General features: G+C 59.7%; 13 protein-coding genes, 2 tRNA genes and 3 rRNA genes. 9 read left to right on the top strand and 9 right to left on the bottom strand.

Features of this window, described 5'->3' with window-relative positions:
- Positions 1–162: 162 nt before the first annotated feature.
- The 7 genes from rrf to aptA form a co-directional block, all read right to left on the bottom strand.
- Positions 163–278 (bottom strand): 5S ribosomal RNA (gene rrf / locus BLV18_RS02465).
- Positions 279–425: 147 nt separating this feature from the next.
- Positions 426–3,319: ribosomal RNA gene (locus tag BLV18_RS02460) — 23S ribosomal RNA — on the bottom strand.
- Positions 3,320–3,569: 250 nt separating this feature from the next.
- Positions 3,570–3,645, bottom strand: a tRNA-Ala gene (locus tag BLV18_RS02455).
- Between the two features lie 5 nt (positions 3,646–3,650).
- Positions 3,651–3,727, bottom strand: a tRNA-Ile gene (locus BLV18_RS02450).
- A 65-nt stretch (positions 3,728–3,792) separates the two neighbouring features.
- A 16S ribosomal RNA gene (locus BLV18_RS02445) occupies positions 3,793–5,329 on the bottom strand.
- Together the 16S, 23S and 5S rRNA genes with 2 tRNA genes alongside form the textbook arrangement of a ribosomal RNA operon.
- A gap of 583 nt (positions 5,330–5,912) precedes the next feature.
- Complete coding sequence (locus BLV18_RS02435; RefSeq protein WP_090356073.1) at positions 5,913–7,409, bottom strand: CoA-acylating methylmalonate-semialdehyde dehydrogenase; 1,497 nt, start codon at positions 7,407–7,409, stop codon at positions 5,913–5,915.
- Between the two features lie 23 nt (positions 7,410–7,432).
- Positions 7,433–8,779: an omega-aminotransferase AptA gene (aptA, locus tag BLV18_RS02430; RefSeq protein WP_090356070.1), complete on the bottom strand. Its 1,347-nt coding sequence runs from the start codon at positions 8,777–8,779 to the stop codon at positions 7,433–7,435.
- Positions 8,780–8,900: 121 nt separating this feature from the next.
- Here aptA and BLV18_RS02425 point away from each other — a divergent pair, with 121 nt between their 5' ends.
- From BLV18_RS02425 to BLV18_RS02405, 5 genes are all read left to right on the top strand, one after another.
- A complete protein-coding gene (locus BLV18_RS02425; RefSeq protein WP_090356068.1) occupies positions 8,901–9,818 on the top strand; it encodes a LysR family transcriptional regulator in 918 nt (305 codons plus the stop codon).
- A gap of 137 nt (positions 9,819–9,955) precedes the next feature.
- Positions 9,956–11,341, top strand: coding sequence for a uracil-xanthine permease family protein (locus BLV18_RS02420; protein ID WP_090356065.1), 1,386 nt, complete (start codon positions 9,956–9,958; stop codon positions 11,339–11,341).
- A gap of 90 nt (positions 11,342–11,431) precedes the next feature.
- Positions 11,432–12,094: a TetR/AcrR family transcriptional regulator gene (locus BLV18_RS02415; protein WP_090356063.1), complete on the top strand. Its 663-nt coding sequence runs from the start codon at positions 11,432–11,434 to the stop codon at positions 12,092–12,094.
- A gap of 25 nt (positions 12,095–12,119) precedes the next feature.
- Positions 12,120–12,710 (top strand): IMPACT family protein, encoded by a 591-nt coding sequence (locus BLV18_RS02410; RefSeq protein WP_090356060.1) that lies wholly within the window; start codon positions 12,120–12,122, stop codon positions 12,708–12,710.
- Between the two features lie 56 nt (positions 12,711–12,766).
- A complete protein-coding gene (locus tag BLV18_RS02405; RefSeq protein WP_090356058.1) occupies positions 12,767–13,450 on the top strand; it encodes an SDR family oxidoreductase in 684 nt (227 codons plus the stop codon).
- A gap of 92 nt (positions 13,451–13,542) precedes the next feature.
- On the opposite strand, the gene BLV18_RS02400 is transcribed toward BLV18_RS02405, so the two are convergent.
- Together BLV18_RS02400 and BLV18_RS02395 are read right to left on the bottom strand one after the other, a co-directional pair.
- Positions 13,543–14,634 carry a calcium:cation antiporter gene (locus BLV18_RS02400; RefSeq protein ID WP_049861939.1) on the bottom strand — a complete coding sequence of 364 codons (1,092 nt, stop codon included), beginning with the start codon at positions 14,632–14,634 and terminating at the stop codon, positions 13,543–13,545.
- Between the two features lie 94 nt (positions 14,635–14,728).
- Positions 14,729–15,646: a LysR substrate-binding domain-containing protein gene (locus tag BLV18_RS02395; protein WP_043190912.1), complete on the bottom strand. Its 918-nt coding sequence runs from the start codon at positions 15,644–15,646 to the stop codon at positions 14,729–14,731.
- Between the two features lie 102 nt (positions 15,647–15,748).
- On the opposite strand from BLV18_RS02395, the gene BLV18_RS02390 reads away from it, so the two are divergent.
- The 4 genes from BLV18_RS02390 to BLV18_RS02375 all read left to right on the top strand — a co-directional run bounded on the left by BLV18_RS02390 (position 15,749) and on the right by BLV18_RS02375 (position 20,114).
- Positions 15,749–17,122, top strand: coding sequence for an L-serine ammonia-lyase (locus BLV18_RS02390; RefSeq protein WP_090356055.1), 1,374 nt, complete (start codon positions 15,749–15,751; stop codon positions 17,120–17,122).
- Between the two features lie 116 nt (positions 17,123–17,238).
- Positions 17,239–18,159 (top strand): Fe(3+) dicitrate ABC transporter substrate-binding protein, encoded by a 921-nt coding sequence (locus tag BLV18_RS02385; RefSeq protein WP_090356052.1) that lies wholly within the window; start codon positions 17,239–17,241, stop codon positions 18,157–18,159.
- Positions 18,160–19,149 carry an iron-dicitrate ABC transporter permease FecC gene (gene fecC, locus BLV18_RS02380; protein WP_056844315.1) on the top strand — a complete coding sequence of 330 codons (990 nt, stop codon included), beginning with the start codon at positions 18,160–18,162 and terminating at the stop codon, positions 19,147–19,149.
- Positions 19,146–20,114, top strand: a complete 969-nt coding sequence (locus BLV18_RS02375) for an iron chelate uptake ABC transporter family permease subunit (protein WP_090356049.1) — start codon at positions 19,146–19,148, stop codon at positions 20,112–20,114. Before fecC ends, BLV18_RS02375 begins: the two co-directional genes overlap by 4 nt.
- The last annotated feature ends 4 nt before the right edge of the window (positions 20,115–20,118 follow it).

Genomic DNA, 20,118 nt, shown 5'->3' with positions numbered 1-20,118 from the left:
TGTAGCTTTGTCAGTTGAGCCAGCCGGTTCTGCTCAACGTGTAAGAGACAACTGAATGTCGACTTGATAAGTAGGAGAGGTCTTACAGCGAAGCGCTAGAGAAAAAGCCGCACAAAGACAAAACCCCTACCTGCTCGCGCAGATAGGGGTTTCGGAATTGAATCTTGACGATGACCTACTCTCACATGGGGAAACCCCACACTACCATCGGCGATGCATCGTTTCACTGCTGAGTTCGGGATGGGATCAGGTGGTTCCAATGCTCTATGGTCGTCAAGAAATTCTGTAGCCGGGATGCCCTTGGGAGGCATTCCAGCGAATCGGGTATGTGATATTTGTGGGTTGCCTTGCTGCGAACTTTCGGTTCGTGTCATCTCCACAGTCACCGCAATCTGGTCGTTCGACGCAAATTGCTTGGGTGTTATATGGTCAAGCCTCACGGGCAATTAGTATGGGTTAGCTCAACGCCTCACAGCGCTTACACACCCCACCTATCAACGTCGTAGTCTTCGACGGCCCTTCAGGGAACTCAAGGTTCCAGTGAGATCTCATCTTGAGGCAAGTTTCCCGCTTAGATGCTTTCAGCGGTTATCTTTTCCGAACATAGCTACCCGGCAATGCCACTGGCGTGACAACCGGAACACCAGAGGTTCGTCCACTCCGGTCCTCTCGTACTAGGAGCAGCCCCTCTCAAATCTCAAACGTCCACGGCAGATAGGGACCGAACTGTCTCACGACGTTCTAAACCCAGCTCGCGTACCACTTTAAATGGCGAACAGCCATACCCTTGGGACCGGCTTCAGCCCCAGGATGTGATGAGCCGACATCGAGGTGCCAAACACCGCCGTCGATATGAACTCTTGGGCGGTATCAGCCTGTTATCCCCGGAGTACCTTTTATCCGTTGAGCGATGGCCCTTCCATACAGAACCACCGGATCACTAAGACCTACTTTCGTACCTGCTCGACGTGTCTGTCTCGCAGTCAAGCGCGCTTTTGCCTTTATACTCTACGACCGATTTCCGACCGGTCTGAGCGCACCTTCGTACTCCTCCGTTACTCTTTAGGAGGAGACCGCCCCAGTCAAACTACCCACCATACACTGTCCTCGATCCGGATGACGGACCTGAGTTAGAACCTCAAAGTTGCCAGGGTGGTATTTCAAGGATGGCTCCACGCAGACTGGCGTCCACGCTTCAAAGCCTCCCACCTATCCTACACAAGCAAATTCAAAGTCCAGTGCAAAGCTATAGTAAAGGTTCACGGGGTCTTTCCGTCTAGCCGCGGATACACTGCATCTTCACAGCGATTTCAATTTCACTGAGTCTCGGGTGGAGACAGCGCCGCCATCGTTACGCCATTCGTGCAGGTCGGAACTTACCCGACAAGGAATTTCGCTACCTTAGGACCGTTATAGTTACGGCCGCCGTTTACCGGGGCTTCGATCAAGAGCTTCGCTTGCGCTAACCCCATCAATTAACCTTCCGGCACCGGGCAGGCGTCACACCCTATACGTCCACTTTCGTGTTTGCAGAGTGCTGTGTTTTTAATAAACAGTCGCAGCGGCCTGGTATCTTCGACCGGCATGAGCTTACGGAGCAAGTCCTTCACCCTCACCGGCGCACCTTCTCCCGAAGTTACGGTGCCATTTTGCCTAGTTCCTTCACCCGAGTTCTCTCAAGCGCCTTGGTATTCTCTACCCAACCACCTGTGTCGGTTTGGGGTACGGTTCCTGGTTACCTGAAGCTTAGAAGCTTTTCTTGGAAGCATGGCATCAACCACTTCGTCGTCTAAAAGACAACTCGTCATCAGCTCTCGGCCTTAAGATCCCGGATTTACCTAAGATCTCAGCCTACCACCTTAAACTTGGACAACCAACGCCAAGCTGGCCTAGCCTTCTCCGTCCCTCCATCGCAATAACCAGAAGTACAGGAATATTAACCTGTTTTCCATCGACTACGCTTTTCAGCCTCGCCTTAGGGACCGACTAACCCTGCGTCGATTAACGTTGCGCAGGAAACCTTGGTCTTTCGGCGTGGGTGTTTTTCACACCCATTGTCGTTACTCATGTCAGCATTCGCACTTCTGATACCTCCAGCAAGCTTCTCAACTCACCTTCACAGGCTTACAGAACGCTCCTCTACCGCATCATCAAAAGATGATACCCGTAGCTTCGGTACCTGGTTTGAGCCCCGTTACATCTTCCGCGCAGGCCGACTCGACTAGTGAGCTATTACGCTTTCTTTAAAGGGTGGCTGCTTCTAAGCCAACCTCCTAGCTGTCTAAGCCTTCCCACATCGTTTCCCACTTAACCAGGATTTTGGGACCTTAGCTGACGGTCTGGGTTGTTTCCCTTTTCACGACGGACGTTAGCACCCGCCGTGTGTCTCCCATGCTCGGCACTTGTAGGTATTCGGAGTTTGCATCGGTTTGGTAAGTCGGGATGACCCCCTAGCCGAAACAGTGCTCTACCCCCTACAGTGATACATGAGGCGCTACCTAAATAGCTTTCGAGGAGAACCAGCTATCTCCGAGCTTGATTAGCCTTTCACTCCGATCCACAGGTCATCCGCTAACTTTTCAACGGTAGTCGGTTCGGTCCTCCAGTCAGTGTTACCTAACCTTCAACCTGCCCATGGATAGATCGCCCGGTTTCGGGTCTATACCCAGCGACTAAACGCCCTATTAAGACTCGCTTTCGCTACGCCTCCCCTATTCGGTTAAGCTCGCCACTGAATATAAGTCGCTGACCCATTATACAAAAGGTACGCAGTCACAGAACGAAGTCTGCTCCCACTGCTTGTACGCATACGGTTTCAGGATCTATTTCACTCCCCTCTCCGGGGTTCTTTTCGCCTTTCCCTCACGGTACTAGTTCACTATCGGTCAGTCAGTAGTATTTAGCCTTGGAGGATGGTCCCCCCATATTCAGACAAGGTTTCTCGTGCCCCGTCCTACTCGATTTCATTGACAAGAGATTTTCGCGTACAGGGCTATCACCCACTATGGCCGCACTTTCCAGAGCGTTCCGCTAATCTCAAATCAACTTAAGGGCTGGTCCCCGTTCGCTCGCCACTACTAAGGGAATCTCGGTTGATTTCTTTTCCTCAGGGTACTTAGATGTTTCAGTTCCCCTGGTTCGCCTCGCATGCCTATGTATTCAGCATGAGATAACTGTCTTATGACAGTTGGGTTCCCCCATTCAGACATCTCCGGATCACAGTCTGTTTGCCGACTCCCCGAAGCTTTTCGCAGGCTACCACGTCTTTCATCGCCTCTGACTGCCAAGGCATCCACCGTATGCGCTTCTTCACTTGACCATATAACCCCAAGCAATCTGGTTATACTGTGAAGACGACATTCGCCGAAAATTCGCATTTACTCAAAGAGCAACTCACAAATTTTACCTTAGCCTGAACCTACACCAGTGAAAGTGTCTGTCCAGTCTATCTTTCTATCACATACCCAAATTTTTAAAGAACGATTCTGAAAAAGATCAGAAATCAGCATTCAACCATCAACCGATGGAATGCTCATTTCTAAGCTTTGACAACGATGGAGCACCAAAAGTGGTGGAGCCAAGCGGGATCGAACCGCTGACCTCCTGCGTGCAAGGCAGGCGCTCTCCCAGCTGAGCTATGGCCCCATAATTGGTGGGTCTGGGCAGATTCGAACTGCCGACCTCACCCTTATCAGGGGTGCGCTCTAACCAACTGAGCTACAGACCCAATCGTCTTCTTCAATGAATCAAGCAATTCGTGTGGGAGCTCATGAGCCAGCTGTTGTCGTCGATTAAGGAGGTGATCCAGCCGCAGGTTCCCCTACGGCTACCTTGTTACGACTTCACCCCAGTCATGAATCACACCGTGGTAACCGTCCTCCCGAAGGTTAGACTAGCTACTTCTGGTGCAACCCACTCCCATGGTGTGACGGGCGGTGTGTACAAGGCCCGGGAACGTATTCACCGCGACATTCTGATTCGCGATTACTAGCGATTCCGACTTCACGCAGTCGAGTTGCAGACTGCGATCCGGACTACGATCGGTTTTGTGAGATTAGCTCCACCTCGCGGCTTGGCAACCCTCTGTACCGACCATTGTAGCACGTGTGTAGCCCAGGCCGTAAGGGCCATGATGACTTGACGTCATCCCCACCTTCCTCCGGTTTGTCACCGGCAGTCTCCTTAGAGTGCCCACCATAACGTGCTGGTAACTAAGGACAAGGGTTGCGCTCGTTACGGGACTTAACCCAACATCTCACGACACGAGCTGACGACAGCCATGCAGCACCTGTCTCAATGTTCCCGAAGGCACCCATCCATCTCTGGAAAGTTCATTGGATGTCAAGGCCTGGTAAGGTTCTTCGCGTTGCTTCGAATTAAACCACATGCTCCACCGCTTGTGCGGGCCCCCGTCAATTCATTTGAGTTTTAACCTTGCGGCCGTACTCCCCAGGCGGTCAACTTAATGCGTTAGCTGCGCCACTAAGAGTTCAAGACTCCCAACGGCTAGTTGACATCGTTTACGGCGTGGACTACCAGGGTATCTAATCCTGTTTGCTCCCCACGCTTTCGCACCTCAGTGTCAGTATGAGCCCAGGTGGTCGCCTTCGCCACTGGTGTTCCTTCCTATATCTACGCATTTCACCGCTACACAGGAAATTCCACCACCCTCTGCCCTACTCTAGCTTGCCAGTTTTGGATGCAGTTCCCAGGTTGAGCCCGGGGATTTCACATTCAACTTAACAAACCACCTACGCGCGCTTTACGCCCAGTAATTCCGATTAACGCTTGCACCCTCTGTATTACCGCGGCTGCTGGCACAGAGTTAGCCGGTGCTTATTCTGTCGGTAACGTCAAGACAGCAAGGTATTCGCTGACTGCCCTTCCTCCCAACTTAAAGTGCTTTACAATCCGAAGACCTTCTTCACACACGCGGCATGGCTGGATCAGGCTTTCGCCCATTGTCCAATATTCCCCACTGCTGCCTCCCGTAGGAGTCTGGACCGTGTCTCAGTTCCAGTGTGACTGATCATCCTCTCAGACCAGTTACGGATCGTCGCCTTGGTGAGCCATTACCTCACCAACTAGCTAATCCGACCTAGGCTCATCTGATAGCGCAAGGCCCGAAGGTCCCCTGCTTTCTCCCGTAGGACGTATGCGGTATTAGCGTTCCTTTCGAAACGTTGTCCCCCACTACCAGGCAGATTCCTAGGCATTACTCACCCGTCCGCCGCTGAATCAGGAAGCAAGCTTCCCTCAACCGCTCGACTTGCATGTGTTAGGCCTGCCGCCAGCGTTCAATCTGAGCCATGATCAAACTCTTCAGTTCAATACTGCAATCGGGTTTTGAGAAAACCCTATAAACTTGGCTCAGCAATCGCAAACTCGAACCCGAAGGATCGAGGTAACTCTTTGATTTCTCGTGGAGTTGTTGTGATGCTGATAATCTTGTTGACTAACAGTCTTAACTCACAAGCACCCACACGAATTGCTTGATTCAATTGTTAAAGAGCGGTGGGTTGATTCTTTCGTCTCAACCGAGGCGCGCATTCTACGCTGGCCTCATATTCTGTCAAGCGTTTATTTCGAAGTATTTTTCCAGAAACCTGAACAACTTCAAACACTTGACTCGCCTCGATCACTCGTCAGCGGGAGGCGAATTCTACAGCGTTTCAAACCGCTGTCAACTGCCTTTTTCACCGCTTCCGACCTTGAAGATCGAAGCACTTCCTCACCACCTGAACGACTAACTCATTGATTAACAAAGCGTTTATCGTTTCGACTGCGCCGGAAGTGGGGCGAATTATAGAGAGATCTGAGGAGGCGTCAACAGGTAATTTCAAAAATCTGTCACATCCATTCAAAAGCAAGGGGCGGGCCTGCGGCCCGCCCCTTATTGCTGCTTCGACTGGCTACTCAAGACTCGGGAAAGCAAACTGCGAGGCTTCGTGGCTGGCGCGTTGCGGCCAGCGTTGCGTGATGGCTTTGCGGCGTGTGTAGAAACGCACGCCGTCTGGCCCATAGGCGTGCAGGTCGCCGAAGAGTGAGCGCTTCCAGCCGCCGAAGCTGTGATAGGCAACCGGTACGGGCAAGGGTACGTTGACGCCGACCATGCCGACTTCGATCTCGTCGCAGAACAGGCGCGCCGCTTCACCGTCGCGGGTAAAGATGCAGGTGCCGTTGCCGTATTCGTGGTCGTTGATCAGTTGCATGGCCTGTTCGAGGCTGTCGACACGGACGATGCACAGTACCGGCCCGAAGATTTCCTCTTTATAGATGCGCATCTGCGGGGTGACGTGGTCGAACAGGCAGCCGCCGAGGAAGAAGCCTTCTTCGTTGCCTGCCACACTCAGGCCGCGGCCATCCACGACGAGTTTGGCACCGGCCTGCTCGCCGTCGTCGACGTAGCCCGACACCTTGTCACGTGCCTGGGCAGTCACGAGGGGGCCCATGTCGAGGCCGCAAGAGGTACCGGCGCCGATTTTCAAAGCTTTGATCTGCGGAGTCAGCTTGGCCACGAGCGCGTCTGCGACCTGGTCACCGACACAGACGGCGACCGAGATGGCCATGCAGCGCTCACCGCAGGAACCGTAGGCCGCACCCATCAGGGCGCTGACCGCGTTGTCCAGATCGGCGTCGGGCATCAGCACCGCGTGGTTCTTCGCGCCACCCAGGGCCTGGACGCGCTTGCCACGGCGAGTACCCTCGCTATAGATGTACTCGGCGATGGGTGTGGAGCCGACGAAGCTCAACGCCTTGACCTCGGGCGCTTCGATGAGGGCATCCACTGCGACCTTGTCGCCGTGGACGACGTTGAGCACGCCGGCTGGCAGGCCTGCTTCCAGCAACAGTTGGGCTATATAGAGTGTGGAGCTGGGGTCGCGCTCGGACGGCTTGAGGATGAAGCAGTTGCCGCAGACGATGGCCAGCGGGTACATCCACAAGGGGACCATGGCCGGGAAGTTGAAGGGTGTGATACCGGCGACGATACCCAAGGGCTGGAAGTCGGACCAGGCATCGATGTTCGGACCGACGTTGCGGCTGTACTCGCCCTTGAGCACTTCGGGGGCTGCGCAGGCGAATTCGACGTTTTCGATGCCGCGTTTGAGTTCGCCTGCGGCGTCCTCCAGGGTCTTGCCATGCTCTTCACTGATCATCTGGGCAATCTTGGCTTCGTTCTGCTCGAGCAGTTGCTTGAAGCGGAACATCACCTGGGCGCGCTTGGCCGCCGGGGTCTTGCGCCAGGCCGGGAAGGCGGCCTTGGCGGAGTCGATGGCCTGTTGCACGGTTTCGCGGCTGGCCAGTTGGAGAGTGCGGATAGGTTGGCCGGTCGATGGGTTGAAGACGTCGGCCGTGCGGTCGCCACTGGAAACCAGATCGCCATTGATCAAGTGTTGGATAGTGCTCATGCAAAGGGCTCCTGAAAAAAAGGTCAGTCGATCTGGTTGAGGGCTTCGCCCACGGCGTCGAACAGGCGATCGAGGTCTTGTGGCTGGGCGTTGAAGGTAGGGCCGAACTGCAGGGTGTCACCGCCGAAGCGGACGTAGAAGCCGGCTTTCCACAGTTTCATGGACGCTTCGTAGGGGCGCACGATGGCGTCGCCATCCCGGGGCGCCAGCTGGATCGCACCGGCGAGGCCATAGTTGCGGATGTCGACGATGTTCTTCGCCCCCTTGACGCCGTGCAGCACGCTTTCGAAATGCGGTGCCAGTTCGGCGGCGCTCTGCACCAGGTTTTCGCGCTGCAGCAGGTCCAGTGCGGCAAGGCCGGCGGCGCAGGCTACAGGGTGGGCCGAGTAGGTGTAACCGTGGGGGAATTCCACGGCGTACTCGGGCGTCGCCTGGTTCATGAAGGTCTGGTAGATCTCGGTGCTGGCGATGACGGCGCCCATCGGGATGGCGCCGTTGGTGATCTGCTTGGCGATGCACATCAGATCCGGCGTCACGCCGAAGGTGTCGGCGCCGAACATGGCGCCGGTACGACCGAAACCGGTGATGACTTCGTCGAAGATCAGCAGGATGTTGTGCTGGTCGCAGATCTCACGCAGGCGCTTGAGGTAGCCCTTGGGCGGCGGCAGGACGCCTGCCGAACCGGCCATGGGCTCGACGATCAGGGCGGCGATGTTGGAGGCATCGTGCAGCTCGATGACCTTGAGCATTTCGTCGGCCAGGGCGATGCCGCCCTCCTCCGGTGACCCCTTGGAGAAGGTATTGCCCGGCAGCAGGGTGTGGGGGATGTGGTCCACGTCCATCAATTGACCGAACATCTTGCGGTTGCCGTTGACTCCACCCAGGCTGGTGCCGGCCACGTTGACGCCGTGGTAGCCACGGGCGCGGCCGATCATCTTGGTCTTGGTGGCCTGGCCTTTCAGGCGCCAGTAGGCGCGAACCATTTTCACGGCCGTGTCGCAGCACTCGGAGCCGGAGTTGGTATAGAAGACGTGATTGAGAGTGCCGGGGGTCAGGTCGGTGATCTTTTCAGCCAGCTGGAACGACAACGGATGGCCGTACTGAAACGCGGGGGAGTAGTCGAGCACACCGAGTTGGCGCGACACCGCTTCCTGGATTTCCTTGCGCGTGTGGCCTGCACCGCAGGTCCACAGACCGGAAAGGCTGTCGTAGATCTGGCGGCCCTTGTCATCGGTCAGCCAACTGCCCTGGGCCGCGACAATGATCCGAGGATCACGTTGGAAGCTGCGGTTGGCGGTGTACGGCATCCAGTGAGCGTCCAGCTTGAGCTGGCTGGTAACGCCAACGGGGGCGTTCTCGGGCATGTTCATGGGCACAAACCTCTTTGAGCGATTGGAGACGCGATGACAAGCGTGTTGCCCCTACGGTGTCACGGCGATAAAGTCTGGAAAATTCAACTTTTGCGATCTTCAGTCAGGCAATCACTAAACTATGAGCCGCCGTCCCGATCCCCTCGCGCAGGTCAGTGATTTCGATATTCGCCTGCTGCGCATCTTCCGCAGCGTGGTGGAGTGCGGCGGTTTTTCTGCGGCGGAGAATGTGCTCGGTATCGGCCGCTCGGCGATCAGTCAGCAGATGAGCGATCTGGAGCAGCGCCTGGGTCTGCGTTTGTGCCAGCGGGGCCGAGCCGGTTTTTCGCTGACCGAGGAAGGTCGCGAGGTGTATCACTCGGCCCTGCAGATGCTGGGTGCGGTGGAGAGCTTTCGTACCGAGGTCAATGGCCTGCATCGGCATTTGCGCGGTGAACTCAACATTGGCCTGACCGACAACCTGGTGACGCTGCCGCACATGCGCATCACCCATGCGTTGGCGCAGTTGAAGGATCGAGGGCCGGACGTACGCATTCAGATCCGCATGATCGCTCCGAGCCAGGTCGAACAAGGGGTGCTGGACGGCAGCCTGCACGTGGGCGTGGTGCCGCAGGCCAGTCCGCTGTCCGGGCTTGAATACCAGCCGTTGTACAGCGAGCGCTCGCTGCTGTACTGCGCGGTGGGCCATCCGCTGTTCTACGCCGACGATGCGCAACTGGACGATGCACGGCTCGATGCCCAGGAGGCGATCGCACCGACCTTCCGCCTGCCGGCCGAAATTCAGGCGCGTTACCAGGCACTGAACTGCACGGCCAGCGCGTCGGATCGCGAGGGCATGGCGTTCCTGATTCTGACCGGGCGCTACATCGGCTATCTGCCCGACCACTACGCGACGTTCTGGGTGCAGCAGGGGCGACTGCGCGCACTCAAGGCGGCCGAACGGTTCTATGACTTGAGCCTATCCTGGGTCACTCGCAAGGGGCGACGCCCGCATTTGGTGCTCGAAAGCTTTCTGGAGAGTTTGTACGAAACCCGATGACGTTCTTATCTCCTTGATCTGGTTTGGGTTTTTAACATGGCAAGTAAAAACCTGAGCGATTGGACAGCTTTTTGCACGACTGCTTCGCAAAGCGAGGACTGACTCCAGTCCATCGACCGTGCCGAGAGTCCGACGCCATGCCTACCGATACGTCCACGCCCAGCGAACTGATCTATGGTCTGCATGACCGTCCGCCCCCCGTGACTTCGATGCTGGCGGCGCTTCAGCACGTACTCGCTGCGTTCGTCGGGATCATCACGCCCCCGTTGATCATTGGCTCGGCGTTGGGCCTCGGCACGCATTTGCCGTACTTGATCAGCATGGCGCTGTTGGTGTCCGGCATCGGCACGTTCATCCAGGCACGCCGTCCGTTCGGCATCGGCGCAGGCATGATCTGTCTGCAAGGCACCAGTTTCGCCTTTCTGGGGGCGGTGCTATCGGCCGGCTTCATCGTCAAGCAGCGCGGGGGCAGCCCGGAAGACATTCTGGCGATGATTTTCGGGGTGTGCTTTTTCGGCGCGTTGGTGCAGATCGTGCTGAGTCGCTTCATCGGTCAGCTACGGCGTGTCATTACCCCGCTGGTGACCGGCATCGTGATCACGCTGATTGGCGTGAGCCTGATCAAGGTGGGTATCACTGACCTGGGCGGAGGCTTCAACGCGCCAGACTTCGGTGCGCCAGGCAACCTTGCCCTGGGCGCGTTCGTGCTGGTGGTGATCATTCTGCTCAATCGCAGCGCCGCAACCTGGTTGCGGCTGTCGGCGATCATCATCGGGCTGGCGGTGGGCAGCCTGGCCGCCTGGTTCAGTGGCAAGCTGGTGATCCAGCCACTGCCGGACCTACCGCTGATCAGTGTGCCGGTGCCTTTCAAGTTCGGTTTCGCTTTCGATTGGACGGCGTTTCTGCCCGTGGCCCTGATCTATCTGATCAGTACCCTGGAGACGGTGGGCGACCTGACGGCGAACTGCATGCTGTCGCGACAGCCCATCAGCGGACCGAGCTACATCGACCGGCTCAAAGGGGGTGTGCTGGGCGACGGCGTGAGTGGCATGGTAGCCGCCACTTTCAGCGCCTTTCCCAACACCACGTTCGCGCAGAACAATGGGGTCATCCAACTGACGGGCGTGGCCAGCCGCTATGTGGGGCTGTACATCGGCGTCGTGCTGATGCTGCTCGGGTTGTTGCCGATAATCGGTGCCGTGCTGCAGCAGATTCCCAAGCCGGTGCTGGGGGGCGCCACCCTGGTGATGTTCGGCAGCGTCGCAGCCGCTGGGGTGAGGATTCTGGCGCAGTCGCCGCTGGATCGGCGCAACATGCTGATCATCGCCACCTCGTTCGGCGTGGGCCTGGGTGTGGCCGCGCAGCCCCAACTGCTGCACCGCATGCCGCAACTGGTGCAGAACCTGTTCGACTCGGCGATCACCAGTGGCGGCGTCACCGCGCTGATCATGTGCCTGTTGTTGCCGGAACCCAAGCACAGCGGCGAAGTGTCGACGCAGCGACTGGAAAACGAACCGGTTTGAGCGACATTTTCGCGACGATGCTTGTCGTATCCGGGCAGGTGCGTTATCAACGCATCTGCCTTACCCACACGATTTGCTCGGAACCGCCCCATGATGCTTGAAGTCCCCGCGCACAGCGCCTCGGCCAGTGGCAAGCCTGCCAGCCGCATCCGCCAGAAGAATGAGGAAGCGATTCTCAAGGCGGCCGAAGACGAATTTGCCCGGCACGGTTTCAAGGGTACGAGCATGAATAACATCGCGCTCAACGTCGGGCTGCCCAAGGCCAATCTGCATTACTACTTCACCAACAAACTGGGGCTGTACATCGCGGTGCTGAGCAACATCATCGAGCTGTGGGACAGCACCTTCAACACCTTGAGTGCCGAGGACGATCCGGCGCAGGCCTTGACCCGTTACATTCGCGCCAAGATGGAGTTTTCCCGACGTCAGCCACTGGCGTCGCGGATCTTCGCCATGGAGATCATCAGCGGTGGCGAGTGCTTGACCGAATACTTCAACCAGGACTATCGCAGCTGGTTCACGGGGCGCGCCGCCGTGTTCCAGGCGTGGATCGATGCCGGTAAAATGGACCCAGTCGACCCTGTGCACCTGATCTTCCTGCTGTGGGGCAGTACTCAGCATTACGCCGACTTTGCCACGCAGATCTGCCGGGTGACCGGACAGGCGAGGCTGACGCGAGAGGATTTCGAGCAAGCCGGTGACAACCTGATCCGCATCATCCTAAAGGGATGCGGACTGACCCCTGCAGTGTGATCACTGCAACAGCCAAGAGATAGCGATGCCTTCCACCCTGCTGGGCCCTTGCGAGTTCCGCGAGGAGATTCGCAAGAGTCGATTCATCACCCTCGCCGCACCCATTGCCAGCGTGCAGGACGCCCAGGCGTTCATCGAACAGAACAGCGATCTGGCGGCCACTCACAATTGCTGGGCGTGGAAACTGGGCGACCAGTACCGCAGCAACGACGACGGCGAGCCGGGCGGTACGGCAGGCCGACCCATTCTGGCGGCCATCGAGGCGCAGGATTGCGATCAGGTGGTGGTGCTGGTGATTCGCTGGTACGGCGGTATTCAGCTGGGCACCGGAGGATTGGCCCGCGCCTATGGCGGGGGGGCGAACAAATGTCTGCAACAGGCGCCCAAGCGCCTGCTGATCGCGCGCGTGGCGGTGTCGTGTTCCTGCACGTTCAGCGAGCTGGCCCTGGTCAAGCTTCGCGTGGCCGAGGCTGAAGGGCTGGTGACTGCGGAAGATTTCACCAGCAATGGCGTCGATCTGCAGCTGGCAGTGGCCAGCGAAGTCATCCCGACCCTTGCGCAGCAGTTGGCCGACCTTTCGCGGGGGCGGATCGTGCTGCAAAACGCTGCTTCATGAACCTGCGGCTTGTTCACGGTGAGTGCTAGTCTGTTTCCTTTTCCAGGAGCGTCGCGATGACAACTGCAAAGAAAGCGCTGGTGATCGGTGCCTCCCGTGGCCTGGGCCTGGGGCTGGTGGAGAGATTGAGCGAGGATGGCTGGGAAGTGACGGCCACGGTTCGTGATCTGGGCAAGATCCCGGCAGGGCTGACGGCCACCGGGGCCACGGTGGAAGCACTGGAGATGACTCGGCTGGAATCGATGGATGCATTGGCCCAGCGTCTGCAGCAGCAGCGCTTCGATCTGCTGTTCATCAATGCCGGAGTGTCCGGGCCGGCGGGCTACAACACCGATCAGGCCAGCGATGCGGAAATCGGCGAGCTGTTCGTCATCAATGCCGTGGCGCCGATCCGCTTGGCCCAGCGACTGGCGGACAATGTCGCCGACGGCGGTGCGATTGCGTTCATGAGTTCGGTGCTCGGTAGCGTGGCGATGCCCGAAGGGTCGCCCATGGCGTTGTACAAGGCGAGCAAAGCGGCCTTGAATTCGATGACCAATACGTTCGTGACCGAGCTGGCGCGGCCTGCGCTGACGGTGCTGGCGATGCACCCGGGGTGGGTGAAGACCGACATGGGTGGCGAAGGGGCCAGTCTGGACGTTGCCACCAGTACCCGGGGGTTGGTGGATGTGATCACCGGGCAGTTGGGCAAGGGTGGGTTGCAGTTTCTGGATTATCGGGGGGAGAGGATTGAGTGGTGAGGGGCTTGCAGGGGTACAGGGGTGTCAGAGGAGGCCTCTTCGCGGGCAGAGCCCGCTCCCACAGGATACGGGTTCTACCAGTGGAATCTGGTTTAGAGGCCCAGGATCGATAGCATGATGAAGGTGGCGAACAGTACGAAGTGAGTCATGCCTTCGATGGCGTTGGTTTCGCCGTCGTTGAGGTTGATGGCGCAGATCAGCAGGGTGATGAAGATCATCACGGTCTGGACCGGGGTCATGGCCATCTGGAAGGGCTGGCCGCTGTACAAGGCCAGGCCTTCCATGACCGGTACGGTGAGAATCACCGTCGACAGCGAGGCGCCCAGCGCGATGTTGACCACCGACTGCATGCGGTTGGCCAAGGCTGCGCGCAAGGCGGTGAGAATTTCCGGTGCGGCGGAAATGGCGGCCACCAGAATGGCCGTCACCACGGGTGGCGCGCCGGTGCCTTCCAGACCCAGGTCGATGGTCTTGGACATGACTTCGGCCAGCGCACCGATGATGACGATACCGAACACCAGCGTCCCCACCGACCAGCCCAGGTGAACCGGCTTTTCCGGTTCAGTGGTCACGCCCTTGCGCTTCTTCTTTTCCGGGTAGTTGTAGCTGAAGAAGTAGCTGTGCGGGCCGACCTGCATGCGCAGGAACAACGCGTAGAGCACGAGCATGGCGCCGATGGTGAAGCCCGAATAGACCTTCCAGTTGCCCTCGGGGATGAACTCGGGGACTACCATGGACACGCCCATGGCGGTGAGGATCATGACGCTGTAGCTGCGCGCCGAATCGTCGTTGTAGGACTGCTCGCCGTGCTTGAGGCCACCCATCAGTGCGGCAAGGCCGAGGATGCCGTTGATGTCGAGCATCACCGCCGAATAGATGGTGTCACGCACCAGGGTCGGGGACGGCTCGTTGCTCATCATGATGCCCAGTACCACCACTTCGACCAGTACTGCCGAGAGAGTGAGGATCATGGTGCCGTAGGGGTCGCCGAATTTTTCGGCAAGCAATTCGGCATGTCCCGCCACGCGCACCGAGGCGAAGATGATCGCCACGACCAGGGCTATGCCTGCGCCCAATGCCACGCCTTGGCCGTGGCTGAGCAGGTAGTGCTCGGCCGGAAAGGCGACGCATGCGGCGATCACCGCCAGAAGTAGAAATTTTTCCTGCTTGAGTAACGCGATCATGGCCTGCCTTCGCTGATTGCTGCGACCTGTGCCGCGGTAAGTAACTGGATGTAACAAGAATCAGCGGATGAGAGTATGCAACAGCGGCAAAGGTTCAGGGCCGGACCTGTGCCTGGGCCACCAGCCAGTCATGGATGGCGCGTCGGGTGGGGGTATTGAGGGCGCCTTCGCGGTACGCCAGCACGTATTTCTTGCGCGCCTGGATGGGCCACCCGAACGGCACGATCAGCGAGCCTTGTTCCAGTTCGTCGGTGATCAGTGCCCGGCGCGCGATGGCCACGCCCATGCCCATGCGCGCGGCGTCGATGGTCAGGTGGTTGCGATTGAAGGTGTGCCCACGGCGCACGTCGATGCCTTCGGCGCCGATGGCCGAGAGGTAGAACTCCCACTCCGCGTATTCGTAGCTGCCACGCCAGGCGGTGATGTCGTGGAGCAATGGGAAGTGAACCAGTTGGCCTGGGCTGTCCAAAGGCGGCCGGCCTTCGAGCAGCAGTGGCGAGCAGACCGGGAACAACTCTTCCTCCAGCAAGGGCGTGGTGACCAGGCCGGGGTAGCTGCCATCGTTGAGGTCGATGGCCAGATCGAAGTCATCGTCGCGCAGGGAGCCGCTGCTGTCTTCGGCGATCACGCGCAATTGCAGCTCGGGAAACGCCCGTTCCAGGCTGGGCAGCCGTGGCATCAGCCACTTGCTCAGAAAGGAGGGAATGCTGCGCAACTTGAACACCCCGCCGATCGCGCCGGAATGCAACAGCCGCAATTCTTCGTCGATGCGGCTGTGCACTTCGTTGGCAACCACGGCAAGCCGCTGGCCCTGTGCAGTCAGTTGCAGACCGCGCCCCACGCGGTGAAACAGCGGAAAGCCGAGCCGATCTTCCAATTGCTTCATCTGCTGGCTGATGGCACCGGGGGTGACATGCAGTTCATCGGCGCAGCGGGTGAAGGACAAATGCCGCGCGGCGCAGGCGAACACCTGCAGCCAGGCGTGCATTTGGGCATTGAGGATTTTGCTCATCGGTGAGCCCCGCTAAACAATGACTTAGTAAGTATCGTTTGTCTGAAATGTCTGTCAGCTCAAAGATAGGGCACGAGTGTATAGAGAGAGAATGGGGCAGACATGGCTATCAGCGTATTCGACATGTTCAAGATCGGCATCGGGCCCTCCAGTTCCCATACGGTGGGTCCGATGCGCGCCGCTGCCCTGTTTGCCAAACACTTGAACGAGCACGGCATGACGCCGCTGGTGGAGCGTATCGAAGTCCGCCTGTATGGCTCGCTGTCGGCGACCGGCGTGGGCCATGGCAGCGACCGCGCCACCCTGATGGGTTTGATGGGCGAATGGCCGGACCGCGTGGACCCGCAAACCGTAGGGCCACGGGTGGACGAGGTGATCCAGCGGCAGTGCCTGCACCTGGGCGAGCACGCGATCCATTTCGACTGGCAACGCGACATGCTGCTGCTCGATGAGAGCCTGCCCTACCACCCCAATGGCATGACCTTGCTGGCGCATCTGCAGAACGGCGAGGTGCACGAGCAGACGTACTACTCGGTCGGCGGCGGTTTCGTGATCGATGCCGAGCAGGCTGCCAGCGGTGTGCTGGACAATGACACCACGGCCCTGCCCTACGATTTCTCGTCGGCGGCGCAGTTGTTGAGCCTGTGCAAACGCACCGGCTTGAGCATCTCGGCGCTGATGATGGAGAACGAAAAGGCCTGGCGCTCCGAAGGTCAGATCCGTGAGCAGTTGGCGGTGATCTGGCAGGCGATGCAGGCCTGCGTGGACAAGGGGCTGACCGGGCAAGGCATTCTGCCCGGTGGGCTGAATGTGCGGCGCCGCGCCTATCGGTTGCACCAGAACCTGCAGGAGATCGGCAAGCCCAATGTCATCGGTTCGACCTTGAGTGCCATGGAGTGGGTGAACGTCTTCGCCCTGGCGGTGAACGAGGAGAATGCCGCCGGCGGGCGCATGGTGACCGCTCCTACCAATGGCGCGGCCGGTATCATTCCGGCGGTGCTGCACTACTACATGAAGTTTTGCCCTGAAGCGTCGGCCGACGACGTGGTGCGTTTCTTCCTGGCCGCCGCTGCGGTGGGCATTCTGTGCAAGAAGAACGCTTCGATTTCCGGTGCCGAGGTGGGCTGCCAGGGCGAGGTCGGTTCGGCCTGCGCCATGGCCGCCGCAGGCCTGGCCGAAGTGCTGGGAGCCACACCGGAGCAGGTCGAGAACGCGGCGGAAATCGGCCTTGAGCACAACCTTGGGCTGACCTGCGATCCGGTCGGCGGCCTGGTTCAGGTGCCGTGCATCGAGCGCAATGCGATTGCCGCGGTCAAGGCGATCAACGCCGCGCAAATGGCGCTGCGCGGGGATGGCGAGCACTTCATCTCCCTGGATCACGCCATCCGCACCATGCGTGACACCGGCGCCGACATGCACGACAAGTACAAGGAAACATCGCGCGGGGGTTTGGCGGTCAATCTGGTGGAATGTTGAGCTGCCTGTGTTGTGAAAGAGAATGTTTTTTGATCGCAACAGCCTGATATGGAATAGTACCCGCCGTTTTTGCGCGCCCGCCCAGCGCGCAGCTTTCACAGCGAAGGTATTTGTCCATGCGCAGTTCCCGCCTCATCTCCATGATCGCCGTCGGTGCCCTGGCCCTGTGCGCCAGGCTGGCCGTCGCCGCGCCCATCGATATCGATGACGGTCAGCACACCGTCCATCTGCCCCAGGCGCCACAACGTGTGGTGGTGCTGGAGTTTTCCTTTCTCGACAGCCTTGCGGCCGTGGGCGTCACGCCAGTGGGGGCCGCCGACGATGGCGATGCCAACCGCGTGTTGCCACGGGTACGCAAGGCCATCGGCCAATGGACGTCGGTGGGCTTGCGCGCGCAGCCCAGCATCGAGCAGATCGCACGGCTCAAGCCCGACCTGATCATCGCCGACCTCAACCGCCACCAGGCGCTGTACAACGACCTGGCGAGCCTGGCACCGACCCTGCTGCTGCCATCGCGTGGGGAAGACTACGAAGGCAGCCTGAAGTCTGCCGAACTGATCGGCCAGGCGCTGGGCAAGCACGAGGCGATGCAGGCGCGGATCGCGCAGAACCGTCGCAGCCTCGCCGACATTGCCGGGCAGGTGCCGGCCGGCACCAAGGTGCTGTTCGGTGTGGCTCGGGAAGACAGCTTTTCCGTGCACGGCCCCCATTCCTATGCGGGCAGCGTGCTGGCGGCCATCGGTTTGCAGGTTCCGCCGGTGCGCAGTCATGCGGCACCGACCGAGTTCGTCAGCCTGGAGCAATTGCTGGCACTGGACCCTGCCTGGCTGCTGGTCGGCCACTACCGGCATCCGAGTCTGGTCGACACTTGGAGCCAGCAGCCACTGTGGCCAGTGCTGGGCGCAGTGCGCAATCACCAGGTCGCGGAAGTCGACGGTGACACCTGGGCACGCAACCGTGGGGTGATGGCGTCCGAGCAGATTGCCGAGGATGCATTGGCCATTCTCAAGGGCGGCAAAGCCGCCATGACGCCCTGAATGAGGCGTGGGTTGGCGATGGCGCTGGGCGCGGTGACCGTCGCCGGGCTGTTCTGGATCTCTCTTTATGCCTGGTCGCCGTTCACGATCAGTCAGGCTGATGCGTTCAACGGTTTGTTCAGTCAAGGCCGCGAGGGCGGCAACATGGCCTATATCGTTGCCCAACTGCGGGTGCCGCGAGCACTGTGTGCGGCTTTGGTCGGTGCCTGCCTGGGACTGGCGGGCGCATTGATGCAGGGCATTACCCGCAATCGCCTGGCGTCGCCGTCACTGTTCGGGGTCACGGCCGGTGCTGCGCTGGGGCTGGCGTTGTTCTCCACGGGGCTGGTGGCCCTGCCGTTTGCCGGTGGTGCGCTGCTGATGACGTGTCTGGGTGGCGCCTTGGCCTGGGTGATCGTCTTCAGCCTGGGCGGCGCCTGGTCACCGACGGCGGCGCAAGGCCGACTGGTGCTGGCCGGCGTCACGGTGGCGGCACTGTGTGCGGCGCTGACGCGGTTGACCGTAATACTGGTCGAGACGCAGGCACAGAGCGTGCTCAACTGGCTGGCCGGATCACTGGCCAATGTGGGTGCCGCGCAACTGCAATTGCTATGGCCGTGCACCTTGGTGGGCGCCGTGTGGGCCATGTTCTGTGCGCCGCGTCTGAACCTGGTGAATCTGGGCGAGGATGCGGCGCGCTCGCTGGGGGTCGGCATCGCCAGCCTGCGCCTGCAGGTGTTCTTCGTCAGCCTGCTGCTGGTGGGTGCAAGCGTTTGTGCGGTTGGCCCGATCGGTTTCGTGGGGCTGATCGCGCCGAACATCGCTCGACAATACCTGGGCAACGACTATCGCTGGCTGATGCCGGCCAGCGCCCTGCTGGGAGCGGCGATCGTGCTGGCAGCCGACCTTGTCAGCCGCGCCGTGGCCTTCCCGGCGGAAACGCCGGCCGGGGTAGTGACCGCCCTGATCGGCGCACCGTTCTTCCTGTACCTTGCCAGGCGCACGCAATGACTCGGCCCTACCCTCGCCTGCTGATCCTGCTTGCGCTGGTGCTGGCGGCCCTGTGGCTGAGCCTGAGCGCCGGCACGTCCTGGCTGACACCGGGGACAGTGTTGGATCGACTGATCGCCCACGATGCGCTGGACTTCGAGGTATGGAACCACCGCCTTCCACGCGCACTGATCGCCATCCTTACCGGCAGCGCCCTGGGCCTGGCCGGCGCCTTGGTGCAGGGGGTGATCCGCAACCCGCTGGCCTCGCCGGAGATTCTGGGGGTGACCCAGGGCGCCGGGCTGGCCCTGACCATCGCCATCATCGCTTTTCCGCAGTTGCCCTTCACCTGGCTGCCTCTGGTTGCAGGGGTGGGCGGCGCTGGCGGCGCGCTGCTGCTGGCGCTGTACAACAGCGGCGTGAGTTTTTCCGGCGTGCGCTTTGCGTTGTCCGGGGTAGCGATCGCCGTTACTTTGTCCAGCGTCACGGAGTTTCTGATCCTGTCCCATCCGCTGGACATCAACACCGCCTTGCTCGCCCTGACCGGCAGCCTGTGGAGTCGCAATTGGCATCACGTCGAGCTGGCGCTGCCGTTTCTGCTGCTGATGCCGTTGGCTCTGAGCCTGGCAAAGCCGCTGAACCTGATCGGCCTGGGCGACGAAGCGGCGCACAGCCTGGGCACGGCCCTTGCGCGTACGCGCTGGCTGGCGATGGGCATGGCGGTGCTGTTGAGCAGCCTGGGCGTGGGAATCATCGGACCGGTGGGCTTTCTGGGGCTGGTGGCTCCGCACATGGCACGGCGACTGGTGGGTGGGCATCATCAGCACCTGCTGCCGGCCGCGATGCTGATCGGCGCGCTGCTGCTGGTGCTGGCCGACACCTTGGGACGCACGCTGATCGCGCCCAGCGAGATTCCGGCGGGCATCTTGACCGCAGTGATCGGCGCTCCCTACTTTCTCTGGCTGCTGGCACGCTTCAAGGGCTGACATC

The organism is Pseudomonas coleopterorum (assembly GCF_900105555.1).
Lineage (GTDB): Bacteria > Pseudomonadota > Gammaproteobacteria > Pseudomonadales > Pseudomonadaceae > Aquipseudomonas > Aquipseudomonas coleopterorum.
The sequence above is the reverse complement of the archived record's forward strand: the minus strand, read 5'-3'. Positions and strand labels throughout refer to the sequence as shown.

Excerpts from the sequence above, each read along its gene's own strand:
- BLV18_RS02435 (WP_090356073.1), bottom strand. The coding sequence starts at position 7,409 with ATGAGCACTATCCAACACTTGATCAATGGCGATCTGGTTTCCAGTGGC.
- aptA (WP_090356070.1), bottom strand. The coding sequence starts at position 8,779 with ATGAACATGCCCGAGAACGCCCCCGTTGGCGTTACCAGCCAGCTCAAG.
- BLV18_RS02425 (WP_090356068.1), top strand. The coding sequence starts at position 8,901 with ATGAGCCGCCGTCCCGATCCCCTCGCGCAGGTCAGTGATTTCGATATT.
- BLV18_RS02420 (WP_090356065.1), top strand. The coding sequence starts at position 9,956 with ATGCCTACCGATACGTCCACGCCCAGCGAACTGATCTATGGTCTGCAT.
- BLV18_RS02415 (WP_090356063.1), top strand. The coding sequence starts at position 11,432 with ATGATGCTTGAAGTCCCCGCGCACAGCGCCTCGGCCAGTGGCAAGCCT.
- BLV18_RS02410 (WP_090356060.1), top strand. The coding sequence starts at position 12,120 with ATGCCTTCCACCCTGCTGGGCCCTTGCGAGTTCCGCGAGGAGATTCGC.
- BLV18_RS02405 (WP_090356058.1), top strand. The coding sequence starts at position 12,767 with ATGACAACTGCAAAGAAAGCGCTGGTGATCGGTGCCTCCCGTGGCCTG.
- BLV18_RS02400 (WP_049861939.1), bottom strand. The coding sequence starts at position 14,634 with ATGATCGCGTTACTCAAGCAGGAAAAATTTCTACTTCTGGCGGTGATC.
- BLV18_RS02395 (WP_043190912.1), bottom strand. The coding sequence starts at position 15,646 with ATGAGCAAAATCCTCAATGCCCAAATGCACGCCTGGCTGCAGGTGTTC.
- BLV18_RS02390 (WP_090356055.1), top strand. The coding sequence starts at position 15,749 with ATGGCTATCAGCGTATTCGACATGTTCAAGATCGGCATCGGGCCCTCC.
- BLV18_RS02385 (WP_090356052.1), top strand. The coding sequence starts at position 17,239 with ATGCGCAGTTCCCGCCTCATCTCCATGATCGCCGTCGGTGCCCTGGCC.
- fecC (WP_056844315.1), top strand. The coding sequence starts at position 18,160 with ATGAGGCGTGGGTTGGCGATGGCGCTGGGCGCGGTGACCGTCGCCGGG.
- BLV18_RS02375 (WP_090356049.1), top strand. The coding sequence starts at position 19,146 with ATGACTCGGCCCTACCCTCGCCTGCTGATCCTGCTTGCGCTGGTGCTG.